The following is a 25,946-nucleotide window of genomic DNA, read 5'->3' as shown; positions in this document are numbered from 1 at the left end:
AACACCCTTTCATGGCCACCGTCTCCCTTAGCAATGTCCAAAAACATTATGGCGACGTCCACGTGATCCAAGGCGTGGATCTCGCCATCAAGGACCGCGAATTTGTGGTTTTCGTCGGCCCGTCGGGCTGCGGTAAGTCCACGCTTCTGCGCATGATCGCGGGCCTCGAAGAGATCACCGGCGGTGAATTGAAGATCGATGGCTCCGTCGCGAACGACGTTCCGCCCGACCAGCGCGGGCTTGCCATGGTGTTCCAATCCTACGCGCTCTATCCCCATATGACGGTGGCCAACAACATGGCCTTCGCGCTCAAACTCGCGGGCGTGCCGAAGACCGAGCGTGACGCGAAAGTGGCGGAAGCCGCCCGTATCTTACAGCTTGAAAAGTTGCTCGACCGGAGGCCCGGCCAACTCTCGGGCGGTCAACGTCAGCGCGTGGCGATCGGCCGGGCCATCGTGCGCCAGCCCAAGGTCTTCCTGTTCGACGAGCCCCTGTCCAACCTCGATGCCTCGCTCCGCGTTCAGATGCGCATTGAAATCGCGCGTCTCCACAATGAACTCGATGCGACGATGATCTACGTGACGCACGACCAGATCGAAGCCATGACGATGGCTGACCGGATCGTGGTCCTGCGCGCCGGCAAGATCGAGCAGGTCGGTACGCCGCTTGAACTCTACCATTATCCCGCGAACACATTCGTGGCCGGCTTTATCGGCTCACCCAAAATGAATTTGACTCCTGTGACCGTGAAAGGCGCCGACGCAACGGGTGTCGCAGTGACTCTACCTGGCGGCGGAACCGTGTCCGTGCCGGTCGAGGCAGCGCGGGCGACGCCTGGGTCGTCAGCTACCCTTGGCGTGCGGCCTGAGAATTTCGTGGTTGCGGAAAGCGGCCCCATGGGTGGCAAGGTCGCGGTGGTGGAGCAGCTCGGGGGCGAAACCCTTGTCTATGTGGATGTCGGCGATGGAACGCTGGTGACCGTCAAGGGTGGTGGCGGTCTCAACGTGCCGGTCGGCACGAATGTGCGGCTGGCCGTTTCGACGAGCGAGTCGAACCTGTTCGACAAGGACGGCCTTGCCATGACGCCGAAGGTTAAACACGACTACTCGGCAACCAAGGTTCACTGATCGAGAGGTCCTGGCGCGGAAGCGCCGGGGTTACGCCGGTGCATGGCAGCCCAGCCTCCGCCTGCTGGGCGTACCGAGGGCGTGCAATGCACGGCGCACTTCTGTAAAGACCAGCCGATAGGTTAACGGAGCAGATCGACAAGCCGGTCGTGCTCTCCTGCAGTCACGTCGTCTGCGGATCCTGCCGACTGGTCTCCTATGACGATCTCGTTGAGTGAATCCAAGCAACCTTCGCGGTCTGTCCCTTCCCTATCGACGGGTCTTGTCCTTCTTCTCGCAACCGCATGCGGCATCGCGGTTGCCAACATCTACTACGCCCAGCCCCTTGTCGGGCCCATCAGCGCTTCACTCGGCCTGTCGACCGCGGCAGCCGGACTGATCGTCACGATGACTCAGATCGGCTATGTGCTCGGCCTGTTGTTCATCGTTCCGCTTGGCGACCTTGTTGAAAACCGCCGGCTCATCGCCTTGGTTCTGGGCCTCTGTGCGGTCGCGCTTCTTGCCGCGACCCTGGCGACCCGGCCCATACCGTTTCTGATCGCGATGCTTTCGGTCGGCTTATGCTCGGTCGTGGTCCAAGTGTTGATCCCTTTTTCGGCTCATCTCGCCCCGGAGGAGACACGAGGTCGCGTGGTCGGCACCGTTACGAGCGGCCTGATGCTCGGCATCATGCTCTCTCGACCGGTCGCGAGCTTCATTACGTATCTGGCCTCTTGGAAGACGGTGTTTGCGCTTTCCACGGCATCCACGCTCGGTCTCGCCTTGGTGCTGGCGCGCGCCCTGCCGCGTCGCCAGCCGCCGCCTGGCTTGAGTTATGTCACTCTGCTGCAATCTATGTTGCGGCTTGCCCTGACAACCCCGGTGCTCCGACAGCGGGCCGCCTATCAATTTCTGCTCTATGGCGCGTTCAGCCTATTCTGGACGACCACGCCCTTGTTCTTGGCCGGGCCGACTTTCGGATTCACTCAGGCCGGCATTGCCTGGTTCGGACTGGCAGGTGTGGCCGGTGCGGTCGCGGCGCCGGTAGCGGGCACGCTCGCCGACCGGAACCTGGGGCGTTTCGCGACCGGGTTGGGAATTGTGGCGGTGGCGATTGCCTTCCCGCTCTCCCACTTCGGCCAGCCGGGCTCAAAGACGGCACTCGGGTTCCTGCTTGCCGCCGCCGTTCTGCTGGACTTCGGGGTGTCGGCTGCGCTCGTGGTCAGCCAGCGCACGATCTTTTCTCTCGGGCCTCACCTGAGGGCCCGGCTGAACGGCCTCTTCATGTCGATGTTCTTCATCGGCGGCGCCCTCGGATCTGGTCTTGGCGCCTGGGCTTATGCGCAGGGCGGCTGGACGCTGGCGTCGTGGCTTGGGATCGTGCCGCCTCTTCTGGCGCTTCTTCTCTTCACCACCGAGTTCAAGCGCGGCTGACTCCGGGCACGATGCCATCCGGCAGGCTGCGGACATGTGCCGCGATCGTGCCGGCGCGCGTCAGGAAAACGTCGCCGCGAAAGCGGCAGATATGCGCGAGGGCACGCCGCAGGTGCCGTAGCCGGTGCGGCTGGCCGACGATATACGGATGCAGCGCGATGCCCATGACGAGCGGCGCGGCCGCGCTCTGCTCAAGCATCTCGTCGAACTGATCGACGATCATGTCGGCGAAATCGTCGCCGTTCATCTTGCGCCCGACGATGGCCGGAATGTCGTTGAGTTCCTGCGGATAAGGGACTGAAAGGATACGTCCCCGCCGGGTCTGCATCCATACCGGTTGGTCGTCCATGCACCAGTCGAGCACGAATTCATATCCGGCCTCATCGAGGAGGTCGGGTGTCTGCGGGCTTTCCGAGATCCACGGTCCGAGCCAACCTCCCGGATGCCGGCCTTCATGCTGCACGATCGCCGCGGTCGCCTCGCCGATCAGGGCGGCTTCGGCAGGCTCCGGCATCGTGCCTTGGCGCTCGCTGTTCGTTCGGCCGTGCCCGAGAAACTCGTCACCCCGCTTCCGAAACGCCGTCGCGATCGCGGGACAATCCTTGTAGATCTGGCTGTTAATGAGCACCGACACCGGCAGATCGAGAGCGTCGAACAGATCAAGCATCCGCCAGACACCGACGCGGTTGCCGTAGTCTCGCCAGGCGTAGTTCAGGATATCGGGCTGCGGACCGCCTGGTGCCAGTTCCGCCCCCAAACCCTCACCGAACGCAAAGGTCTCCAGGTTCAGGCCGATGTAGACGGCGAGACGCTGGCCATTGGGCCACTCGTATCCGGGCCGGCCGGCGATGGGTGTGAAAGGATAACGGCTGAATGGCGACGTAGATGTCATACTCACTCTTGAGATCTGGCCGAAAGGCTCGGGACGCCATGCGAATCTGCCGGCGTAGTTTTGCGCCCTCGCATCCAGGGCCACGCGCCGTTATATGGACGGGTAGGTAAAGCGGATCAACATGCTCACGAACAAAGGCAAGTACGGGCTCAAGGCGCTCACGCATCTCGCAGGACTTCCCGTTGGTCGTACAGCGCAGTCGGTCGAGATCGCAACCGCCAACAACATTCCCAAGAAGTTCCTCGATGCGATTCTGGGAGAGCTTCGCGTGGCGGGAATCGTCAGCACGAAGAAGGGAAAAGGCGGCGGATATCGGTTGGCTCGGGCTCCGGCACTGATAAGTGTCGGAGCCGCAGTTCGGGTGTTGGACGGCCCGCTGGCACCGATCGGGTGCGCGAGCCGCAAGTCATATCGTCCCTGTGCCGACTGTCACGATATCCGAACCTGCACGGTGCGTCTCATGATGCTCGAGGTTCGTGACGTATCGGCCCGGGTGCTCGATCATACCTCGCTCGAAGACATGTGCCGCAAACCGTCCGAAATGGACGGATTGACCTACGAGATCTGACCTGCGTCTCAGGAAAGCGCGCGCGCGGCCTCGAGAACCTCGGCAGCGTGGCCAGGCACCTTCACGTTGGGCCATACTTTGGAGATCTTGCCGCCGCGGTCGATGAGGACGGTGGTGCGCTCCACCCCCATGTACTTGCGACCATACATGCTCTTTTCCGCCCAAACCCCATAGGCCTCGAGGGTTGCCTTCGCCTCGTCGGAGCCCAGTTCCAGATCGAGTTTGTGTTTGGCCTTGAACTTCTCGTGGCTCAGAGCCGAGTCCGGTGATACTCCGATGATGGTGGTGTCAGACGACGCGAAGTCCTGTCGGAGATGGTTGAATTCGATGGCTTCCTTGGTGCAGCCACTCGTGTCGTCCTTGGGATAGAAATACAGGACGAGTTTCTGTCCAAGACAGGATTCGTTTGTGAGCGGCGTACCTGCAGCACTTGTGAATGCGAAAGGTGGAGCCTGATCCCCAATGTTCAACGTTGCTCTCATGCGGCCTTCCTTTCGTCCTATTGAACCGTGATGGCTTGACCATAAACTGAGTTGTTCGCGGCCACCATGGTTCGCGGATTTTTAACCACCTTGAAGACAGGGCGGGTCAAGAGGCATTTGGTTGATCACACTGACGATCTTACGCTCCAGGAACGTGGGTTTCGGCTTCGTCGAGGGGCGTGGGGGGCGACCCCGAGCGTAATCCGCCGAACGCGGCGGCTGTGTCTCGCTGTCGTGACCTTCGCAATCACGGTGCTGCTGTTTGTAGCAGCGGCGTTTGGCCTGCTTTCGCTGCGGTTGGCGCATGGCCCGATCACTGTTGCGGCCCTCGATGCGCCTGTTTTGGATGCGCTCTCGGCTCATCTTCGTCCCGGCTTTCATGTGGGCATCGAGGGTGTTGATGTCGAAGCCGTCGACGGACGCCCGGCCATCGCATTGAAGCAGATGTTGGTGCGTGACGAGGCGGGCCGGCCGATCTTTCGCGCCCCACGGGCCGTGATTTCCGTCGACCCGGTCAGTCTCCTCACCGGATCCATCGTACCGACGCGTCTCGATGTGCAGAATGTCGTGCTGAAACTTTCGATCCTGCCCGATGGGTCGACCGCGCTTTCGGCTGGCAGCGAGGACACGGCACCGCTTCGGGTCAGCGAGGCGATTGCCATGACGACGGCCGCGCCTTCGGCCGCGACCCCGCCGCGGACCAATGGTTCGGGCGCCGAGACGCCGCCGCCCGAGGCGACCCCTGCCACAAGGTTTGCGTCAGCGCTGGCCGGAGTGATCGATCAGTTCAGCGATGCCGTGCATGGCACCGGTGGGCTCGATCGTTTCGGGGTCGGGCAGGGGACCCTGATCCTCGACGACCGCACGCACGACACGATCACCTCGTTTCGCAACCTTGATCTCGATTATCAAAAGCTCTCGGATCGAGCGTCGCGAATGTCGCTCGCGGCAGACGGCGATGCGGGTCGCTGGTCTGTGCAGGCATGGGGCTCGCATCAGGAGGATGGCCGGCGCACTCTCTCGGCCGACGCGAACGGGATCACACTCGACGACCTCCGAGCCATTCCGGCGTTCCGGGACATAGGTGTCGATACGGATCTGCCATTCTCGGCCAATGTGACCTTGGGACTCGATCCCTCAGGAGCGCTCGTGGTAGCGCGCGGACACGTTGGGGCGGGCAGTGGTTTTGTCCGCATTCACGATCCCGACCATGAACCCTATCTCGTGAATTCTCTGGAGGGTTCGTTTCACTTCGATCCCGGCGCACAGGCCATCTTGGTCGATGCCGTGACCCTGAAAGCAGATACGTCCAATTATCAAGTCTCGGGTCGGGTCACGCCGCCGTCAGGTGAGCGACAACCGTGGGCCCTATCGCTTTCGGGCAAAGGCGTCTTTGGCCAGGAGCGGCCGGGTGAAAAGCCAATAGCGCTAGAGAACATCGTTTTTTCGGCGCACGTCGCTCCCACCGACGGCAGCGTGACCGTCGATGCCTTTCACATCACCGGGCCCCAGGTGGACCTCAGCCTGCAAGTCGCCCTGCGCAGTTCCGCGTCTGGCCTTTCGATCAAGGGCAGTGCGAATGCGGGCCGGATGCCCGCGCCGGCGCTCCTACGTATTTGGCCGACCCCACTCGCCGCCGAGGTTCGGGCCTGGCTCCTGGTCAATCTGCAGGGTGGCATGGTGGAGCGGGGCTCCGTTTCATTCGCGCTTGACGATGCGGACCTGGCCAAGATGCGCCTTCAGCGTTCGATTGCCGACAGCCATCTGCGCTTGGATTATGCCGTCTCCGACGTGTCACTGGCCTTCATGGATGGCGTTCCCCCGTTGCGTAAGGTCATTGGGCATGGGGTCGTGACGGGCGACACATCCTCGTTCGCGGTGGATACCGCGACGATCGAGGTCACGCCGGGCCACCAACTCGCAGTCGCGAGTGGCGGCCTCGTTGTCCCGAGCACCGACCCGAAGCCGGCAGCCGCGACGATCACGGCTCATGTTGCCGGTGCCATCGACACTCTGACGGATTTGCTGTCGCGCGACGCCCTAAAACCCTACGCAAACCTTCCCTCCGATATCGGAAACGCACGCGGCCAGATCGAAGGCGATCTCTCCGTTGATTTAAAAATCGGGCGCGGTGCGACGTCCAAGGACGTCAAGATCGGCGCGAATGCGCAAATTAGTGCCCTGGCGATCGATAAGCTCGTCGGCAAGCAAGGCCTCACCGACGGACAGATCGGGCTCGCCCTCGACAAGACCGGCCTGCGATTGAAGGGCGACGCACGCTTGTTCGGCGCGCCGACCACGCTCGACGTGAAAAAACCGGCAGGCGCGGGGCCCGGCGAGGCGAATGCGGTGCTGGTCATGGACGATGCCGCCCGCGTGAAGGCGGGATTGAACTTCGGCAAGCAGTTGACCGGATCCATCACCGCGAAGGTGTCCGTTGGCCTCGGCGACGGGGACCACAAGCCAGCCACCGTCGATGTGGATTTGAGCCGCGCGGCTGTGAACAACCTCATACCCGGACTGCTGAAACCGGCCGGAAAACCGGGCCGTCTCACGCTTACGATCACGCAGACAGCAAATGGCGTCGCTCTCGATAACGTAACCTGCGACATGGGAACGTTCACGCTGCGCGGAGCTGCCGTGCTCGACTCCGACGGCGGGTTTCAGTCGGCCCGGCTCAGTCAAATCAAGTTGTCGCCCAGCGACGACATGAAGGCCGACGTTACCCAGGGGCCGGATGGCTTAAAGCTCGTCATCCGCGGCACCAATATCGATGCGCGGCCTTTTCTGAAGAACCTGACAGGCTCGGATAGTTCGCCCTCCGAATCGGGTTCGAAAAACATCGAGGTCGAGATGCACTCATCGGTCTTGACGGGTCAGAACAGCCAGGTCCTGACAGCCGTTGACCTTCGCATGGTCAAACGGGACGCTCAGATCCGTAAGGTTCAGCTTACCGGGAAATTCGGTCGGTCATCATTCGAGGTCAAATCCAGTCAGCAAGGCCGAGACCTCGTGCTCGACGCATCTTCTGCCGACGCAGGCGCGACGTTGGCTTTCCTCGATCTCTACAAGAAGGTCAGCGGCGGCCAGTTGGATGCGACGATCCACATGTCCGAAACGAAGTTCGACGGATATGCGACGATCCATAATTTCGCGCTGCGCGAAGATCCGGCCATGAAACGTTTGACCGAAGAGGGGATCTCGCAGGAAAAGTCAGGAAGCGTGCAGATCGACACGTCGAATCTCGGCTTCACCAAACTATACGTGATCTTCAACAAGGCGGGGTCACGGATGAATATCCGGGATGGCGGGATGTTCGGCCCTCAGATGGGCGCGACCGTCCGGGGATGGATCGACCTCGGCGGCGATCGCATTCAGCTCAACGGCACCTACGTGCCGGCTTATGGTGTGAACAACCTGTTCTCCCAGATTCCTGTTCTCGGCCCAATTTTGGGCGGCGGCTCGCATGAGGGCCTATTTGGGATCAATTACAGGCTCACGGGTTCGATTGCTTCGCCCAATCTTACCGTCGACCCGCTCTCGGCCCTCGCGCCAGGCTTTCTGCGTGAGATTTTTGGAGCCATCAGCGAGGCCACCCAGGAGGGTAGCGCGCCGACACCGGGGCGAAAGGACCTTCTTCCCGATAATGCGGCGCGATAGCCGCACTATCGTCATGAGCTGCTACCACATGTCCAACGCGACACGGGCTTCATCCGACATGCGGCTCTGATCCCACGGCGGATCGAACACCATCGTGACCTTTGCGCCCGAGACCCCCGGTACATTGGTCACGGCCGTTTCCACCCACCCTGGCATTTCTCCGGCGACCGGACATGCGGGCGCCGTCAGGGTCATATCGACGGAGACAAAGCGATTGTCGTCGATATCGATCTTATAGATCAGCCCGAGTTCGTAGATATCGACCGGGATCTCTGGATCATAGACCGTTTTAAGGGCCGCCACCAATCCATCCGTGAGAGTGTCGATTTCTTCAGGCGCAAGCGCCACGGCGGGTGTCATCGCGGGCTTGTTGGGTTGATCGACGGTTTCATTGGCAACGCTGGTCAAGCTTGCCTCCTTCATGAAAACAGGGCTTCGGCCTTTTGCAGGGCTTCGACGAGCTTATCCACCTCCTGACGGGTGTTGTACATCGCGAAGGAGGCCCGGCACGTCGAGGTGACGCCAAATCGCTGCAACAGCGGCATGGCGCAATGAGTTCCGGCACGAACCGCGACGCCCGATCGATCGATCACTGTCGCGACGTCGTGGGCATGAGCCGACTTCATATCGAACGCGACAATGGCGCCCTTGCCCTTCGCATTGCCGAAGATCCGGATCGAGTTGAGGCGGCCCAATTGCTCATGCGCGTAGGCGGTCAGATCAGCCTCATGCGCATGGATCTTGTCCCGGCCGATCGTCTCCATATAGGCGAGCGCGGCCCCGAGCCCGATCGCCTGGACGAGAGGCGGTGTACCAGCCTCGAACCGATGGGGCGGCGTATTGTAGGAAACACCCTCCTTGGTCACAACGTCGATCATTTCGCCACCGCCGTTGAACGGTCGCATCTCGTCGAGAAGGGCCCGCTTGGCGTAGAGGACGCCGATGCCGGTCGGTCCGTAGACCTTGTGCCCCGTGAAGACATAGAAATCGACATCGAGATCGCGGACGTCGACATCGAGATGCACGGCCCCTTGCGAGCCGTCGACCAGAACCGGAATGCCGCGCGCATGCGCGATCCGGACGATCTCCTTAATTGGCGTCACCGTCCCGAGCATGTTCGACATATGCGTGATGGCGACGAGCTTCGTGCGCGGCGTCAGAGCCTGTTCGAAGGCCTCGATGGAGAAATTTCCTTCGTCGTCGATATCGACCCAGGTGAGAACCGCTCCCTGTCGTTCGCGCAGGAAGTGCCACGGCACGATATTGGCGTGATGCTCCATGATGGAGAGCACGATTTCGTCCCCTTCGCGGATGCGCTCCGCGCCGTAGGAATAGGACACGAGATTGATCGACTCGGTGGCCGAGCGGGTGAAGATGATCTCGTCGACTGAACCAGCGTTGAGGAAGGCGCGAACCTGTTCCCGCGCGATCTCGTAGGCATCCGTGGCGGCGTTGGCCAGATAATGCAAGCCACGGTGAACATTCGCATATTCATACTCGTAGGCGTGCGAGATCCGCTCGATCACCGCCCTCGGCTTCTGCACGGAGGCTGCATTGTCGAGATAAACGAGCGGCTTGCCATAAGGCCTGACGGAGGTGAGGGCCGGAAAATCGGCACGCACCGCCTCAACGTCGAAGCCGTTCAGTCCTGTCGCTGTCGCAACCATCGTCCCACACTTTCGGTCAGAACTTCGCGGATCGCGTCCGTGCCGACACCCTCGATTGCTTCTGCCGCAAAGGCTTCCAGCAACAGGGCCTGAGCTTCCTTTTCCGGGATGCCGCGCGCGCGTAGATAAAAGAGCTGCTCCTCGTTGAGAAAGCCCGCCGTGGCGCCGTGGCCACAAACCACATCGTCGGCGAAGATCTCCAACTCGGGCTTGTTGTACATGGTGGCACCGTCGGCCAGGAAAATGGCCCGGCTCATCATCTTGCCATCGGTCTTCTGCGCGCCGGGCGCCACAATCACCTTGCCCTGAAACACACCCGTGGCTTCGTCGTCGAGGATGTGCTTGAAGAGTTCACGGCTTTCGCAATGCGTTGCCTTGTGGGTGACAACCAGCGTTGTATCCGCGTGACCCTGGTGGTCGAGAAGCGATATGCCGCGGAGATCGCCCTTGGCATGTGCACCGTTGAAGGTGAGGAAGCCCTGACGACGGACAAAGCCGAAACCGGTGACGAGCGCGAAGCTGACGAGGTTTGCATCCGCCCCGAGGTTGGCGATGATCGAAGCGACAGTCTGCGTGGCTGCTTCGGCACCGCTCGACATTGTCACGTGATGAAGCGATGCCTTGTCGTAGACCGACAGGATCAAAGCGTGATTGCTCTGGCTTGGTGCCGAACCGAGCGCTTCATGGCGCTCGACCACGATCGCGGACGCTCCCGATCCCACCTCGACCAGCGAGCGAGTCGTGACGGCACCGGCCCTTTGACCCGATGTCAAAAAGAGCAGCTCAATCGGCGTCTCGACCACCGCGCCCGGCGCAACCGAAACGACGGCGCCTCCCTGCATGAAAGCTGCATTCAGGGACAGGACCGATTCTTGGGCCTCCAAGGCTGAAACTGCAAGCCGGTCGATGACGCCCGAGGGTCCTCCGCCCAGCACGTCGATGAGGGACCGGGTCGACACGCCCGGCTGTTCCAGATTGGACGACAGCTCCGCCTGAAAATAACCGTCGAGAATCACAACGCGGGTGCCCTCGACGTGCATCTCTGCAAGGCGAGTTCTGGCGAGCGCCACCGTGTCCTCGGTGGGCGCGACCGTCGGGGCATAGGCGTCACGGAGGATCGATCGCAAGTCCGTATAATGCCAGGCCTCGATGCGCCGATGAGGCAACCCGCTTTTTGCGAAACGCGCAAAAGCTGCTTCACGGTCGAGGCTGGCCCCGGAGTAAACGCCGCCTTTCGCTGCGCCGAACAATTCGATCAGCTTGGATTCGGCGGCGGTGTTGATACGTGTGATTTCAGCCGTCATCGCACCCTCACGCGGCATCGGCGACATAGTCGCGATAGCCGTTCTTCTCAAGTTCGAGCGCAAGATCCGCGCTCCCGGTCTTCACGATCTGGCCGCGCGACATGATATGCACGACGTCGGGTTTGATGTAGTCGAGCAGGCGCTGGTAGTGGGTGATCACCAGAAACCCGCGGTTCTCGGCCCGCAGGGCATTCACACCGCCGGCAACAATCCGTAGGGCGTCGATGTCAAGGCCGGAATCCGTTTCGTCGAGAATGCCGTAGCGCGGCGAGAGAAGCGCCATCTGAAGAATTTCCATGCGCTTCTTTTCACCGCCGGAGAAGCCGACGTTGAGGGGGCGCTTCAGCATGTCGGGGTCGACCTCGAGCTTCGCGGCAGCCTCGCGAACCACCCGCATGAAATCGGGCGTAGACATGTCGCTTTCGCCACGTGCACGCCGTTGCGCGTTGAGAGAGGCCTTCAGGAACGTCATGGTCGCAACGCCTGGGATCTCGACTGGGTACTGGAATGCCAGGAAGATGCCAGCGGCGGCTCGCTCTTCAGGATCCTTGTCGAGGATGTTCTCGCCGTCGATCAGGATTTCGCCATCGGTGACGTCGTAATCGTCCTTGCCGGCGATCACGTAAGACAGCGTCGACTTGCCCGAGCCGTTAGGCCCCATGATGGCTGCCACCTCACCCGGATTGACCGTGAGATTCAGTCCGTTGAGGATTTTTTTGCCCTCGACTTCGACGTGAAGGTTCTTGATTTCCAGCATTCGTTCGTTCCGTTGAATTTCTCCATGGGCAAACAGCCTCATGGAGGTCAGTCAAATTTGATGTCTGCCTTCGTGGCGGTTGAAGCGCGTTGGCGCGGGATCAGGCAGGTGAGACGATCCCCTGGTTTCAAGGCTGGAGGCAGAAGGCAACTTTCGAGTCCGGCTTTGACCAGCAAGCCAAACTTTGAATCTACTCCGTCAATTCAAGCTGCTTCTCGATACGGTCGAGTCGGACCTTGATGGGGGCCAGATCCAGGTGATCATGCTTTCGAAGCGTGATCAGGCTGGACGAATGCTGGCGCCGCGCGGTCATCTCCGCGCCGACGGTCCGCATCGCGTCTGCCATTTTGCCCATATCTCCGTGCATGGCGCGAAGATGTTCAAGCACGAGGTTGCTGGTCTCTGCCATCAGCCCACACTACCCTCGAGCGAGATCGCGATAAGCTTCTGAGCCTCGACAGCAAACTCCATCGGCAATTGCTGCAGCACGTCGCGGACGAAGCCGTTGACGATTAGCGCCGTCGCTTCCTCATCGGACAGACCGCGCTGGCGGCAGTAGAACATCTGGTCCTCGGAGATCTTCGAGGTCGTGGCTTCGTGCTCGAACTGCGCCGACGAGGTCTTCGCCTCTATGTAGGGCACGGTATGCGCCCCGCAGTGTTCCCCGATCAGCAGCGAGTCGCAGTTCGTGAAGTTGCGGGCATTGTCCGCCTTGCGGTGCGCCGAGACGAGACCTCGATAGGTATTCTGTGAGTGACCCGCCGAGATCCCCTTCGAAATGATCCGGCTCGTCGTGTTCTTGCCGAGGTGGATCATCTTGGTTCCGCTATCGACCTGCTGACGGCCGTTTGAAATGGCGATCGAGTAGAACTCGCCCCGCGAATTGTCGCCGCGAAGGATGCAGGACGGGTACTTCCAGGTGATGGCCGAACCCGTCTCGACCTGGGTCCAGGAGATCTTGGAGTTCTTGCCTCGGCAGTCACCCCGCTTCGTCACGAAATTGTAGATGCCCCCTTTGCCCTCGGCGTCGCCGGGGTACCAATTCTGCACCGTGGAATATTTGATTTCCGCGTCGTCGAGTGTCACCAACTCGACCACGGCGGCATGCAGCTGGTTCTCGTCACGCTTGGGCGCCGTGCAGCCTTCCAGGTAGCTGACGTAGGAACCCTTGTCGGCGATGATCAGCGTGCGCTCAAACTGCCCGGTGTTCTGCTCGTTTATGCGGAAATAGGTCGACAGCTCCATCGGGCAGCGCACCCCGGGCGGGATGTAGACGAAGGAGCCGTCGGAGAAGACAGCCGAGTTCAGCGTCGCAAAGTAATTGTCCGTGGTCGGGACCACGGAGCCAAGATAGTGCTTCACGAGCTCAGGGTGGGAATGCACCGCCTCCGAGATCGGGCAGAAAATCACGCCGGCCTTTGCCAGTTCGTCCTTGAATGTCGTCGCGACGGACACCGAGTCGAACACGGCATCGACCGCCACGCGCCGTTCCTGAACGCCGGCCAGCACTTCCTGTTCGCGCAACGGGATGCCGAGCTTTTCATATGTGCGTAACAACTCAGGATCGACGTCGGCCAGGGTCTTTGGGCCGGCCGTGCCTTTGGGGGCTGAGTAGTAATAGAGATTCTGATAGTCGATCGGCGGATAGTCGACGCGCGCCCAATCGGGTTCGCGCATCGTCAGCCAGCGCCGGTACGCACCGAGCCGCCATTCCGTCAGCCACTCAGGTTCGTTCTTCTTGGCTGAGATGAAGCGGACAATATCTTCTGAAAGGCCCTTCGGCGCCTTGTCGGATTCGATGTCGGTGATGAAGCCGTATTTGTACTCACTGACGTCGATTTCCTTGACGCGATCCACGGTCTCCTGGACAGCGGGCATGTGATCACTCCTTCGATTGGCAGCGCACAGCCACCGGCGTTTTTGAAGGGCTTTCGCCCCGAAATCCTATCAAGCTGCGGCAGCGAACGGCCGCTTGTGCATCCGTCGCAACGCTGCTCCGAACGCGTCGAGAAAACGGGCGATGTCATCGGTGGTCGAAGCCCAGCCCGTGCTTACCCGCAAGGCACCCTGACTTAGATGAGGTCCGACCCCCATGGCCTCAAGGACGTGCGACCGAGAAACCTTCCCGGAGGAGCATGCGGAGCCGGTTGATACCGCAATGCCTGCCAAATCGAGCGCGATCAGCAGAACCTCGGCGGAGGTGTGAGGCACGGCGAAACACGTGGTGTTCGGCAAACGCGGTGCCGCTGCGCCGAACACAACGACATCCGCGGCCACGTCCGCCAGTCCCTTCTCCAACAGCTTTTGCAACTCTGAGAGGCGCCCGGTCCCGTCAGTTTCCCCAGCCTCTGCCGCCGCCGCCCCAAAGCCCGCAATTCCGGCCACATTCTCGGTGCCGGAACGAGAACCACGCTCCTGGCCACCGCCCCGAAGCACCGCCGGCCCGAGGACAATTCCCTTCCGAAGCACAACGGCGCCTGTGCCCTGCGGCCCTCCAAGCTTGTGCCCGGAAAGACATGCCACATCGACGCCGGTGTCCGCGAGCGAGACGGCAACGCGTCCGGCGACCTGCACAGCGTCGCAAGCCACGAGTCCACCCGACGCATGGACGAGGTCGGCCGCCTCCCGCAGTGGTTGCAACACCCCTGTTTCGTTGTTCGCCGCCTGAAGGGCCAGCAGTGCCGGACTACCTCCATCGGACGCGAGCGCTTCGGCAAGGCCGGTGAGATCAATCACCCCGTCGGGTCGCACGCGTAACAAGGTCACGGCATCTGGCGCAAACCTGTGACCGCGCAGAACGGCTGAATGCTCGGTCGCCTGGACCAGCAGACGGCGGATGCCGCGTGGCGCCGTTGGGCTCGCCAATTCCGGCGTGAGCATCAGATTGGCTGCCTCGGTGGCACCGGATGTAAACACCACCTGTTCAGGAGCGGCAGCAAAAAGTCCGCCGACCCGTCGGCGGGCGTCTTCGATGAACCGCCGCGCTTCTCGACCTTCGCGATGGATCGAGGATGCGTTGCCGGCAAGATCGAGTGCTGCGACACAAGCCTCGCGAGCGCTGAGTCTCAGCGGCGAAGTCGCATTGTAGTCGAGATAGCACCGCGAAGCGGACATTGGACTCTCAAAAAGCTTGCAAAGTGCATCCGCACCCGTGGTAAGCACGCCGCGCTTGTCAATTAACCCGCAACGACGGACTCCGGACCGGCCTGAGCAACCTGTTAGAATTATTCTAGCACCATGCGACGCGGTTCGAGTCAAGGTTGGTTGTGAAAACCGTTCTCACTTTTGCCGCGTCGAACGGGCGCTTTCGGCTGAGTGCGCGACACCGAGGTCTCAATGCCTGAAGTCATTTTCAACGGTCCCGCCGGACGCCTGGAAGGCCGTTTCCATCATGCAAAGGCACGCGGTGCCCCGATCGCCATCGTGCTGCATCCCCATCCGCAGTTCGGCGGAACGATGAACAACCAGATCGTCTACAACCTCTACTATGCCTTCGCAGAGCGTGGCTTTTCGGTTCTCCGGTTCAATTTCCGCGGTGTCGGCCGGTCTCAGGGCGCGTTCGATCATGGCTCGGGCGAGCTGTCCGATGCCGCCGCCGCGCTCGACTGGGCGCAGACGATCAGCCCGGAGGCCCGCGCCTGTTGGATTGCTGGTTTCTCGTTCGGTTCGTGGATCGGCATGCAGCTTCTGATGCGCCGTCCGGAGATCGAGGGCTTCATCTCGATCGCGCCGCCCGCAACCCTCTACGATTTCTCGTTCCTGGCGCCTTGTCCCTCATCGGGTCTCTTCGTCCATGGCGACAAGGATCGCGTGGCACCCATGAAGGAGGTAACGGGATTGATCGAGAAGCTGAAGACCCAAAAGGGCATCGCGATCGAGCACGCGGTCATTCCGGGGGCCAACCATTTCTTCGAGAATTGCGTCGATCCCCTGATCGCCGAGGTGGGCACCTATCTCGACCGCCGCCTGAACAATCCGACCCGCACCGCGACACCGACGCGGACGGAACGCCTGCCGCCGCCCATGTCTAAGGATGACTAGATCGAGGAGACCAGAGGCGTGATCCGGCTTGTGGCACCAGAGGTTGTCGAGGCTGGTCTTTTCTGAATGAAACGGGGAGTCGAGTTCGATGCGTTTGGTCCTGACGCATTCGGAGGCTCCACCTCCGGGTTTTTCTCTCCTGCAGACACCTTCTTCATGAGTCCGAAGCTTCGCCGCGGTGCTGCACAAAATGCGCTCATTTCCCTTCCCAGCAAATTAGGCTTGCTGATCGTCAGCTGTGTCCTGCTGATCCCGACGATCGGCATTTACTGGCAAGACCGCGGCTATCTGGAACAGTTCCACAACCGGACCTTGACTGCCATCCCGCAGTCCTCGCTTTTCTGGTCTGATCCGGCCCAGTATTCCTCGCAGGTTCAGAAGTGGCTGTCCGATCGCATTTTTCCCATCGTCGGAGTTTCGCATTTCCAGAAGGCCTTCCTTCTCGATGTTCTAAACACCGCGCCGCAGCGCAGGGTCACCATGGGTGCCGACGGGTTCATTTTTCTCAACGGCTCGGACGACGACCACTTGAACAACATCTTCGAAAATGTGTGCATTCATGCGCACAGCGAAGAGGTTGACGCGGCCTTTCAAAACTCACTTCCGGCCATCTCGTCCTTCGCGCAGGCCAGGCAAATCCCGATCGACGTCATCGTAGTGCCTACTCTCGAGACGCTCTACGGTGATCGCCTCCCGCTATCCGTGCCACCGCGGTACCGCCGTGCTTGCTCCGATCGGGCAAGGGGGAGTTCACCGCTAAGTCGCATCGAGGCACCAGCCAACATGCGCTATGTCTATCCCGTCGCGCAAATGAGAGCCGCCAGAGATGATGGTGCTTTTTTTCCAAAAGCCAATTGGCACGCGGATGGGCTGAGCCTTAAGGTCGTACGGGATGCGTATCTTCGAGCCCTTGGCATCAGCGGTGACGTGCCGGAAAAGCTGGATCTGACACGGAAGCCAGCCGAACTTCTGCTGAGTTATGGCATAACTCGATACAGGCCCGTCTATCAGATCAGCAACGCGAACGTGAGATCCGACGAGCAAGCCGCCAAGGCCCTCGCGGCCGACATTTCCAGCTTGTTCGACACCCCACGGATCGTAACCCACGTGTTCGAAAATTCGAAAGCCATCGATCCCGACAGACTACTGCTTGTGTCGGATTCGTTCGGAGATTTGGGTGCTAAGGTTTTTGCCGGAGGCTTTTCAAAATTGATCCATGTGACGAGCAACGATATGAAAAGTCAGACGATTGGAGAGCTTCTCACCCGAGTTAAGCAGCGTTTTCCTTATGATAGGGTTGCGTTTTTGATCCAGGAAGGGAACACAGATCGTATCGCGGGTTATGGAAACGATCTCGCCCAACTTCAATCAAAGGCCAGTAGTAACTGAGTTGCGCAGATGGTTTTCTCTAGTGTTTCCTTTTTGTTTTTATTTCTACCAATATTTTTGCTCGTATACTGCTTTTTAAAAGATAAAAACCTCGTCTATGTTGTGTTCAGCTTGGGTTTTTACTTCATTGGGGAAGGTTGGTACACATCGATCGTCCTCGCGTCGGTGGTGGTGAACTATTTTGTAGCTCTCTGGATCGACAGAAACGAGTCAGAGCCTGCAAGGCGTTTGGCTCTGCTCGCTGGCGTTGCCATCAACTTGGTTGTGCTGGTGTTTTTTAAATATACGAATTTCCTCGTTGCCTCGTTCGGTTGGAACGCGCCCTCGCTCGAATGGAGCTCTCGGCTGCACCTGCCACTGGGTGTGTCATTTTTCACATTCCACGCGATCTCCTATCTGGTTGACATCTATCGACGAGTGGCGCGCGCCGAGCGGTCGTTCTTAAGATTGTCGTTGTACATACTGATGTTTCCTCAATTGATCTCGGGACCGATCCTGCGGTTTCATACGATTGCCCGACAACTGAGAAAGCGTGTGGTGACCGGCAGGCACGTCTATTTTGGTTTATACCTGTTCTGCCTCGGTCTAGGTCAAAAGGTGCTGATTGCCGATACGCTTGCAGGCGTCGCTGATCCGCTCTTCGTGAACGGGGCAAGTTTAAGCACGACCACCGCATGGCTGGCTGCTGTCTGCTATACGCTGCAGATCCTCTTCGACTTCAGCGGCTACTCGAATATGGCCATCGGACTGGGATGGCTGACAGGATTTCACTTCCCGAGAAATTTCAACTCACCATATATTTCTCGCTCGGTGACCGAGTTTTGGCGTCGCTGGCATATGAGTTTATCGAAGTGGTTCCTCGACTACCTTTATATTCCCCTTGGGGGTAACCGCAACGGGGCACTGCAGACCTACCGTAATCTGATTATCGTCTTTCTTCTCTGCGGCTTGTGGCATGGCGCCGGATGGACATTCGTCCTTTGGGGCATCTATCACGGGCTTTTGTTGGTTCTCGAACGGCTTGGGTGGGGAGAGGTTTTGCGCCGCTTGCCGCGCGCCTTCCAGCATCTTTATACGATGCTCGCCGTCATTTTCGGCTGGGTGCTCTTTCGCGCCGACAACGTGACACAAGCGTTCGGCATGCTGCAGACTATGATCGTCCCCACGGCGTCCGATGAAGTCGATGCTTGGCATCTTCTGAACGGACAGGAACAGCTCGTCCTCGTGCTCGCCATCCTGTTCGCCACGCGTATCGTGCCGCACATGCTGCGCAGCGCCTCGCTGGTGTCGCCTATGCCGCCTTGGCCGAGACGGACTCCCGTCTACATGTCCGGCGTGGGATGTATCATCGCCATTCTGCTCATATCGGCGTCAAGCGTGAAGATCCTGAGCGGATCATATAGCCCATTCATCTATTTCCGCTTCTAGCGCGTTAGGTCCAATGGTCCTCGGCTGTGCGCCTGCTGATCAGGAAAGCTGCCTTACTCCGCCGCCCTCTGAGACACCACGGGATAGCGTTCCTCCTCGATTGGGATCGCTTCGCCGCGTTGAATGCCGAGGCCGAAGCGGCGACCGACGCGGTCCATCAGCAGATAGATCACCGGCGTCGTATAGAGGGTCAGCACCTGGCTGACCAACAGACCACCGATGATGGTGATCCCCAGGGGCACACGCAATTCGGCGCCAGAGCCATGCGCGAAAGCGAGGGGGACGGCGCCAAAAAGGGCCGCGAGCGTCGTCATCATGATCGGGCGAAAACGCAGGCGGCACGCCCGCTCGATCGCGTCAAACGGGCTTAAACCCTCCTCGCGCTCGGCCGCGGTCGCGAAATCGATCATCATGATGGCGTTCTTCTTGACGATGCCCATCAGCAGGATGATGCCGATCAAGGCAACGATCGAGAGTTCCTGCTTGCACAGCATCAAGGCCAGGATGGCCCCGACGCCGGCTGAGGGCAGGGTGGAGAGGATCGTCAATGGATGGATGTAGCTCTCGTAGAGCACGCCGAGAACCAGATAGATCGTCACGACAGCGGCCAGGATCAGCCATGGTTCGCCGGCGAGCGACTTGGTGAATTCGGCCGCGTCGCCTCCGAAGCTGCCGATCACCGTATCGGGCATGCTGATGCCTTGTTCGATCGTCGAGATCCTCTGGACGGCCTCGCCGAGCGACGTTCCTTCCGGCAGGTCGAACGAAATCGTATCGCTGGGGAACTGTTCGAGATGCGCGATCGAGAGCGGTGCCGTGATGCGTTTCAGCGTCGCGAAGGATACGAGCGGCACCTGCGCGCCGCCTGAAATGCCGACGTAAAGCCGGTCGAGCACGGCCGGATCTGTAAGATAGCGGGGCGCAGCTTCCAGAATGACCCGGTATTGGTTCGCCTGGGCGTAGATGGTCGAAATCTGGCGCTGGCCGAAGGCGTCATAGAGCGTGTCGTCGATAAGCTGTGCCGAGACGCCGAGGCGCCCTGCCTTGCCGCGGTCGATGTCCACGAAAGCCCGCAGGCCGCCGTCCTGCACCTCGTTGGCGACATGCAGGAAGGTGCCGTCCCGGCGCATGGCCTCGACGAGTTTCGGAGTCCAGTCGCTGAGCGCGCTATTGTCGGTCGAGGTGAGCGTGTATTGATACTGGGACCGGCTCGTCTGCGTGGCGATCTGAATATCCTGCACCGGCTTCACGTAGGCCGTAAGCCCTGGCACTCGGGAGAGCCGCTCGCGGAGCCGTTCGGAAACGGCGGCGGCTGTACTTTTTCGGATTTCCGCGGAGCGCAGCCCGATCTGTAGGCTGGCGACGTTCGGAGTGGGATTGAGAAGACCGACACCGAGCACCGTTACAACACCGGTCACATCCGGATCGTCGCGGATCGCGGCCTCGGCTTCTGCCTGAAGGCGAGCCATGTCGGCGAAGGATGCCGTCGGCGACCCCTCGATGACGGCTTTGATCAATCCCGTATCCTGATCTGGCAGAAACCCTTTCGGCACAACAAGATATAGGTAGGCCGTCATCCCGATCGTGACGAGGGTGAGAAGCAACATCAGACTTTGTCGCCGCAGAGCCCAGTGGAGCGTCATCTCATAGAACCGAGCCATGCCGGTGATCGGGGCTTCGGCCAGCCGCATGTACCAGGGCTCGCGGAAATCGTGCGGGACGGCCTTGAGCAATCGCCCGCACATCATCGGCGTGAGCGTCAGCGACACCACGGCCGAGACCACCACCGAAAAGGTGAGCGTGAGGGCGAATTCCCGGAACATGCGGCCAACGATTCCGGTCATGAACAGCAGCGGGATGAAGACGGCGACAAGCGACAGGGTCAACGAGATCACCGTAAAGCCGATTTCGCGCGCGCCACTCAGCGCCGCCTGGAGCGGTGTCTCGCCTTCCTCGATCTTGCGAACGATGTTCTCGATCATCACGATCGCGTCGTCGACGACGAATCCCGTCGAGATGGTCAAGGCCATGAGCGACAGATTGTTCAGCGAGAAGCCCGCGAACCACATGACCCCGAAGGTCGCGACGATCGACAAGGGCAGGGCCACGCCCGCGATGATCGTGGCGCGTAAGGTGCGCAGAAACAGCAACACCACCAGCACCACGAGAGCAGCACTCAGAACCAGAGTGAACTGCACATCGGCGATCGAGGCCCGGATGGTTTCCGTCGAATCGTGGACGATCTGGAGATCCACGCCGGCCGACAGCGAGCCCTTCAGCTTCGGAATCTCGCGTTTCAGCCGATCGACCGTTTCGACCACATTGGCGCCCGGCTGACGCTGCACGTCGATGATGACGGCCGGGTGGCCCTTGTACCAGCCGGCGACGCGCGCGTTTTCGAGGCCGTCGAGAACGTCGGCGACATCCCGCAGCAGCACCGGCGCATTGTTGCGATAGGCGACCACGATCGTCTTATAGATGTCTGCAGCCTGTATCTGATCGTTGGCCTCGATCGTGTAGGCCTGCTGCTTGCCGTCGAGCGAGCCTTTCGATCCCGCCACATTGGCGGCCACGATGGCGTTGCGCAGATCCTCGATGGCGATGCCATAGGCCGCGAGCCGTGTGAGGTCGGCCTGGATGCGGATCGCCGGCCGGATGTTGCCCTCGACCGCCACATGGCCGACGCCGGTGACCTGGCTCAATCGGGGCCCCAGCAGGGTATCGGCAACATCGCTCAGGCTGCGCAGCGCCACGGTATCCGAGGTCAGCGCGAGCGTGAGGATGGGCGTGTCGGCCGGGTTTACCTTTGAATAGGTGGGCGGGTACGGCAGGTTCTTCGGAAGCGTTGAAGCCGCCGCATTGATGGCCGATTGCACATCCTGCGCGGCTGCATCGATATCGCGCCCGAGTTCGAACTGCAGAGTGATTTGGCTCAGGCCAAAGGAGCTTTGCGACGACATGGTCGCGAGCGACGGGATCTGGCCGAATTGACGCTCGAGCGAGGCCGTTACAAGCGAGGAGATCGTGTCAGGATTCGCGCCCGGAAGCTGCGTGGTGACCTGAATCGTCGGAAAATCGACTTGCGGCAACGAGGCGACGGAAAGCTGCCTGTACCCGAGAATGCCCGCAAGCAGAACTGCCACCGCGAGAAGCGACGTCGCTATCGGCCTCAGGATAAACAGGGAGGAGACGTTCATGCGGGCCATCCCGGCGCATGATCTCTGCTGATGTTGACGCGCACCACCCTACCAAGTTCAGGACTCGTAGATGTCTTTCTACGGCGCTTAAATGGCTAATTGACGGCTTCCACGCCAATCTCGTGACACGCGAAGCGGTGAATCACGTCGTCTGCCACCCGGGCGAAGTCGCCGACCGCCCGGCTTCCGGACTTGTAGCAGCGAACAGGTTCGTGATGCCCGAAGGCCTCGCACAGAGAAATGTCGACCCTAATGCCAGGCATCACCTGACTGAGGCCGAACCCTCGATTGAGCTGGCTGAGCACATGCTGCTGGACCTTGCTTCGCAGGTCGACCCGCGTCGGGACAATCGCGAGCCCCATCAGTGCGGCATTCAACCCCATCGCGACGTGATGATAGGTGCGCGAGAACTGCCGCACCCCATCGAAGGAGAGATGTTCGAGCAGCGTAGGCACCAGAACGCCGTCTGACGCCAGGAGGGCGCAGACGATCAGGTTGGCGCTGCCGGGAGGCGTATCGATCAGGATCACGTCATAGCGCGATCGCAAGGGCGCGAGAGCCTTGGCGAGACAGCGCGGATCGGACGCGTGGATGACGCCGTCGAACTCACGATCCGCCGGGAGAACATCCAGGTTCTTGATCGCTGTCGACCGAATGCTTGTTCCGAGCCAGACCTGCCGTTCGACGAGGGCGCTGTGAGCCGTCTTGTCGGCGGCGCGCGCCAGGATGCCAAGTCCCAGGCCGGCATGGCCCTGCGGATCGAGATCGACCGCCAGCACCCGGTAGCCTCGGTTGGCAAGCTCCGCTGCAAGATTAACGACGGTCGTTGATTTCCCAACGCCGCCCTTTCGATTGGCAACAGCGATGATTCGTGCGGAGTAGCCCCTGAGCATGAATCAAGTATGTCACAAAATTGTCATGGTTATTAAAGGAGGGCACTTATTTTTTGTCCTCGAACTCAATCCTGCGCGGCAGGCGCCGGTTTCGCCTGGGTTCCAGCTGAGCCTTCAGCCTGCGCCGAATTACTTCGGTGGAGATGGCGGGCTTTGCGATTGCCGCTGTCGGTCCCGGTGTTTGGCTCCGCTGGCTGGACCGCCTGGCCCGCATCGGCAGGCCCTTTCGTTTCAGCGTCGGCTGTGGGTTTTGACACCGCTACCTTGGCCCCGTCCGTCAGACGGGTGAAGCCTGTCGTGACGACACTGTCGCCCGGTTTGAGACCTTCCGCGATCACGCTGCGATCTTCGGTTTGTCGCCCGACCTTCACTTTTTGCAGGTGAACCGTGGCGTCCGGCTGAACGATAAAAACGAAGGGCCCATCCGGACCACGCTGAATGGCGGGTGTAGGAACGACAACGACGTTGCGCTCGACCGAGATCGTGAGACGAAGATTCACGAATTGGCCCGGCCAGAGCTGCAGGTCGGAATTGGGGAAGCTGCCTTTCAGCTTCACGGTTCCGGTGGTCTGATCGACGCTATTGTCGATGACCTGCAATGTCCCCGTCTCGATCACCTCGTGCGAGTCGGGACTTGACGCTTCGAGCTTGAGCGGCGGCCCGCCGGCCTGGGCGGCATTGATTTGCCCGAGGAGCTGTTGCGGCAGGTTGAAGATCGCGGCGATCGGCCGAACTTCGGCGATGGTCACGATCCCGGTGGCGTCGGAGGCATGCACCACATTGCCGGCGTCGATCAGTCGAATGCCGGTTCGTCCCGTGATCGGGGCGCGGATCGTCGCGTAGTCAAGCGTGGTCTTCGCACTATCGATGGCAGCCTGGTCCTGCTGGATCAGGGCCTTATTTTGCGCCACCTGCGCCTTCTGCGTGTCAGCCTGCTGCGCGGACCCATACTGCGTGGCGGCGAGCTTGGTGTAGCGAATGAGATCCGCCTGGGAATTGGCGAGGTTCGCTTCGTCCTGGGCCTTCTTGGCAACAGCCTGGTCGTAAGTCGCCTGGAAGGGCGCCGGGTCGATACGGGCCAGAACGTCGCCCTTGGTCACATCCTGACCGTCCTGGAAGTCCAACTCGATGAGCTTGCCGTCAACCTGGCTTCTCACCGTCACGTTGTTGGTGGCCTGAACCGTGCCGAGAACATCGGCGGTCACCGGCACATCCGCGGTTTGCGCGGCTGCCACGAGAACCGGGGTTGGTCCGTCTCCGCCGCCTCGCCGCCCCCCGCCGCCCGCGCCACGACGGCGTCCGCCTGTGGTGTCAGGTGCTCCGGCGGCCTGGTTCTGGCCGGTGTCAGCCACGTTGGTCAGTCCTGGAACATTCGGGAGCCAGGGAAGCTTGGCGCGCAGCGCAGGGATGCGTTCCGCCGCAACGAAGGCCGCCACCAGAACGAGCACAAGCCAGACGACCTTTTTCACGTGCGAGGCCCCGACAAGGCTGCTGAGACCGGCCCCGACAATATTCGTTCGGCTCCCGGGAGAGCACCGCCCACGGGTGGGATGACGACGCTTGCTGGTTGCACCCAACCACCCCCCAGCGCCTGCGCCAAGCTCGCTAAAGCCTGAAACTGGCTGAGGCGAGCGACGACGAGTGCATCCTCGGCGCTGAAAAGTGTCTGCTCGGTCTGGAGCACCGTCACGATATCGATGGTCCCTTCTTTCAGTCGCGCTTCGGTGATCGTGTAGGCGCGTCGGGATGCGTCCACCACGTCGGACAACCGCTTCACATGTTCGGTATCCTGTTGCACCGCGATCAAGGCATTTTCCACGTCGACAAAGGCTTGGATGATGGCTTTTCGGTAATCCGCCAGGTACTCGCGTGCACGCCCTTCCTGCAGAGCAAGGTTCCCCTGCAGGGCGCCCCCATCGAACAACGGCTGCGTCAGCCCACTCGCCAAGGATCCGAATGCGGCTTCCGGCCGCAGCAGCGTCTTGAGTAGGAGGCTTTCGAGACCGCCGCTGGCAGTGAGGCTGATCGAGGGAAAGAAAGCCGCCTGGGCAGAGGCTACGCTGGCGTCGGCTGAGAGCAGCGTCGATTCCGCCTCTGCCACATCGGGCCGGCGGCGTAGCAACTGCGAGGGCACTCCGGCCCGCAAGGGCGGGACCTTCAGGGCTGTCAGGGTGCCTCCCGCGATCTTGAGGCTTTCGGGCGTCCGACCCGCCAGAATTGCGATCTGCGTCTTTGCCTGCTGCAACTCAAGCTGCAAAGGTGGGAAGGACGCAAGTTGTTGCGCCACCACGCTTTCCTGTTGCGCCACTTCGAGCGCCGTCACCGTGCCGACCGACAGACGTCCCTTGATGGCTTCGAGGATAAAACGCGAGCTTTTCAGATTGTCATCGGCAACCTTCAGTCGGTCCTGCGCGGCAAGAACCGTGAAATAGGCATTGACGGTCGCGGCGACCGAAGAAAGCACTACGGCGTCGCGCCCGAAACGCGTGGCCACGGCGGTGTGCTCGGCCGCCAATCCCGCAAGCCGGTTCTTGCCCCACAGATCCAGTTCGTAGGAGGCGCTCAAGCCGAGCTGGTAGGAGTTATTGGCCGAGGTCGTGAAAGGACCGGTCTTCGACCGGATCGTTGAGGGACTCCAACTCCGGCTCGCATTCGTTGAGCCATCGAGGGTCGGAAGCAGGGCCGCATCCGTGATCTGCGCCTGCGCATCCGCCTGAAGGATGCGCGCTGCCGCGGCCTGGATGTCCAGATTATTGTCGGCGGTCGAGCGGCCAAGGCGGGCCAGCTCGGTAGAGCCGAACTGGGCCGGCCAATCGGTGCTGATCGGGGCGCTGGCCTTGGCACCGGAGTGCTCGAAGGCAGCCGGCACCGCGATGTTCACATCGGGCCTTGTCGAGTCGAAGGAGCAGGACGCCAATAATGTTCCCGCGGCCCCTACCAGGAGACGGAACATGCCGCGGAGGCTGGCAACCTCCGCCGGCAACCTCGATCGCGCAAGCATCACTGGACGTCGTCTCAAAACTCAGGTCGCGCCGGTCTGCGGTGTATCATCGTTGCAGTGCTTAAGCTTGAGGATTATGGCAGAACGACAGCCTATCCCCAGCTGGCTCGAACGGCCGGCCGCCCGT

General features: G+C 60.9%; 20 protein-coding genes. 7 read left to right on the top strand and 13 right to left on the bottom strand.

The window, feature by feature from the left end:
- Window positions 1-11: 11 nt before the first annotated feature.
- Together M8523_RS17205 and M8523_RS17200 are read left to right on the top strand one after the other, a co-directional pair.
- Window positions 12-1,127: an ABC transporter ATP-binding protein gene (locus M8523_RS17205; protein ID WP_282586121.1), complete on the top strand. Its 1,116-nt coding sequence runs from the start codon at window positions 12-14 to the stop codon at window positions 1,125-1,127.
- A 204-nt stretch (window positions 1,128-1,331) separates the two neighbouring features.
- A complete protein-coding gene (locus tag M8523_RS17200; protein WP_428350802.1) occupies window positions 1,332-2,540 on the top strand; it encodes an MFS transporter in 1,209 nt (402 codons plus the stop codon).
- Here the strand turns inward: M8523_RS17200 and M8523_RS17195 are convergent.
- Window positions 2,527-3,432 carry a polysaccharide deacetylase family protein gene (locus tag M8523_RS17195; RefSeq protein WP_282586119.1) on the bottom strand — a complete coding sequence of 302 codons (906 nt, stop codon included), beginning with the start codon at window positions 3,430-3,432 and terminating at the stop codon, window positions 2,527-2,529. The two genes, M8523_RS17200 and M8523_RS17195, sit on opposite strands and share 14 nt — an antisense overlap.
- Window positions 3,433-3,553: 121 nt before the next feature.
- Between M8523_RS17195 and M8523_RS17190 the strand changes: the two genes are divergently transcribed.
- The gene (locus tag M8523_RS17190) at window positions 3,554-4,000 is read left to right on the top strand and encodes an RrF2 family transcriptional regulator (protein ID WP_282586118.1); all 447 of its coding nucleotides are present in this window, start codon (window positions 3,554-3,556) and stop codon (window positions 3,998-4,000) included.
- An 8-nt stretch (window positions 4,001-4,008) separates the two neighbouring features.
- Here the strand turns inward: M8523_RS17190 and M8523_RS17185 are convergent, their stop codons facing one another.
- Window positions 4,009-4,482, bottom strand: a complete 474-nt coding sequence (locus tag M8523_RS17185) for a peroxiredoxin (RefSeq protein WP_282586117.1) — start codon at window positions 4,480-4,482, stop codon at window positions 4,009-4,011.
- Window positions 4,483-4,716: 234 nt separating this feature from the next.
- On the opposite strand from M8523_RS17185, the gene M8523_RS17180 reads away from it, so the two are divergent.
- Window positions 4,717-8,142, top strand: coding sequence for a YhdP family protein (locus M8523_RS17180; RefSeq protein WP_282586116.1), 3,426 nt, complete (start codon window positions 4,717-4,719; stop codon window positions 8,140-8,142).
- 21 nt (window positions 8,143-8,163) lie between these two features.
- Here the strand turns inward: M8523_RS17180 and M8523_RS17175 are convergent, their stop codons facing one another.
- The 7 genes from M8523_RS17175 to M8523_RS17145 form a co-directional block, all read right to left on the bottom strand.
- The gene (locus M8523_RS17175; RefSeq protein WP_282586222.1) at window positions 8,164-8,502 is read right to left on the bottom strand and encodes an SUF system Fe-S cluster assembly protein; all 339 of its coding nucleotides are present in this window, start codon (window positions 8,500-8,502) and stop codon (window positions 8,164-8,166) included.
- Between the two features lie 59 nt (window positions 8,503-8,561).
- Window positions 8,562-9,809, bottom strand: coding sequence for a cysteine desulfurase (locus M8523_RS17170; protein WP_282586115.1), 1,248 nt, complete (start codon window positions 9,807-9,809; stop codon window positions 8,562-8,564).
- Window positions 9,785-11,113, bottom strand: a complete 1,329-nt coding sequence (gene sufD, locus M8523_RS17165) for a Fe-S cluster assembly protein SufD (protein WP_282586114.1) — start codon at window positions 11,111-11,113, stop codon at window positions 9,785-9,787. Before sufD ends, M8523_RS17170 begins: the two co-directional genes overlap by 25 nt.
- 7 nt (window positions 11,114-11,120) lie before the next feature.
- Complete coding sequence (gene sufC, locus M8523_RS17160) at window positions 11,121-11,870, bottom strand: Fe-S cluster assembly ATPase SufC (RefSeq protein ID WP_282586113.1); 750 nt, start codon at window positions 11,868-11,870, stop codon at window positions 11,121-11,123.
- Window positions 11,871-12,060: 190 nt separating this feature from the next.
- The gene (locus M8523_RS17155) at window positions 12,061-12,279 is read right to left on the bottom strand and encodes a hypothetical protein (protein WP_282586112.1); all 219 of its coding nucleotides are present in this window, start codon (window positions 12,277-12,279) and stop codon (window positions 12,061-12,063) included.
- Entirely contained in the window at window positions 12,279-13,748 is a 1,470-nt protein-coding gene (gene sufB / locus M8523_RS17150; RefSeq protein WP_282586111.1) for a Fe-S cluster assembly protein SufB, read from the bottom strand. The genes M8523_RS17155 and sufB overlap by 1 nt, the downstream gene beginning before the upstream one ends.
- Before the next feature lie 69 nt (window positions 13,749-13,817).
- Window positions 13,818-14,984 carry a cysteine desulfurase family protein gene (locus M8523_RS17145; protein WP_282586110.1) on the bottom strand — a complete coding sequence of 389 codons (1,167 nt, stop codon included), beginning with the start codon at window positions 14,982-14,984 and terminating at the stop codon, window positions 13,818-13,820.
- Between the two features lie 222 nt (window positions 14,985-15,206).
- On the opposite strand from M8523_RS17145, the gene M8523_RS17140 reads away from it, so the two are divergent.
- The 3 genes from M8523_RS17140 (at window position 15,207) to M8523_RS17130 (ending at window position 18,728) form a co-directional block, all read left to right on the top strand.
- Entirely contained in the window at window positions 15,207-15,911 is a 705-nt protein-coding gene (locus M8523_RS17140; RefSeq protein ID WP_282586109.1) for an alpha/beta hydrolase, read from the top strand.
- A gap of 66 nt (window positions 15,912-15,977) precedes the next feature.
- Window positions 15,978-17,300 carry a hypothetical protein gene (locus M8523_RS17135; RefSeq protein ID WP_282586108.1) on the top strand — a complete coding sequence of 441 codons (1,323 nt, stop codon included), beginning with the start codon at window positions 15,978-15,980 and terminating at the stop codon, window positions 17,298-17,300.
- A gap of 9 nt (window positions 17,301-17,309) precedes the next feature.
- Window positions 17,310-18,728 carry an MBOAT family O-acyltransferase gene (locus M8523_RS17130; RefSeq protein ID WP_282586107.1) on the top strand — a complete coding sequence of 473 codons (1,419 nt, stop codon included), beginning with the start codon at window positions 17,310-17,312 and terminating at the stop codon, window positions 18,726-18,728.
- A gap of 53 nt (window positions 18,729-18,781) precedes the next feature.
- Here the strand turns inward: M8523_RS17130 and M8523_RS17125 are convergent, their stop codons facing one another.
- From M8523_RS17125 to M8523_RS17110, 4 genes are all read right to left on the bottom strand, one after another.
- Window positions 18,782-21,925 carry an efflux RND transporter permease subunit gene (locus tag M8523_RS17125; protein WP_282586106.1) on the bottom strand — a complete coding sequence of 1,048 codons (3,144 nt, stop codon included), beginning with the start codon at window positions 21,923-21,925 and terminating at the stop codon, window positions 18,782-18,784.
- A 95-nt stretch (window positions 21,926-22,020) separates the two neighbouring features.
- Window positions 22,021-22,818: a ParA family protein gene (locus tag M8523_RS17120; RefSeq protein WP_282586105.1), complete on the bottom strand. Its 798-nt coding sequence runs from the start codon at window positions 22,816-22,818 to the stop codon at window positions 22,021-22,023.
- A 65-nt stretch (window positions 22,819-22,883) separates the two neighbouring features.
- Window positions 22,884-24,287 (bottom strand): efflux RND transporter periplasmic adaptor subunit, encoded by a 1,404-nt coding sequence (locus M8523_RS17115; RefSeq protein WP_282586104.1) that lies wholly within the window; start codon window positions 24,285-24,287, stop codon window positions 22,884-22,886.
- Window positions 24,284-25,819, bottom strand: coding sequence for an efflux transporter outer membrane subunit (locus M8523_RS17110; RefSeq protein WP_282586103.1), 1,536 nt, complete (start codon window positions 25,817-25,819; stop codon window positions 24,284-24,286). Before M8523_RS17110 ends, M8523_RS17115 begins: the two co-directional genes overlap by 4 nt.
- Window positions 25,820-25,946: the final 127 nt, after the last annotated feature.

It is taken from the genome of Lichenifustis flavocetrariae, from assembly GCF_026130545.1.
In the GTDB taxonomy this organism is placed as follows: Bacteria; Pseudomonadota; Alphaproteobacteria; order Rhizobiales; family Beijerinckiaceae; genus Lichenihabitans; species Lichenihabitans flavocetrariae.
The sequence above is the reverse complement of the archived record's forward strand: the minus strand, read 5'-3'. Positions and strand labels throughout refer to the sequence as shown.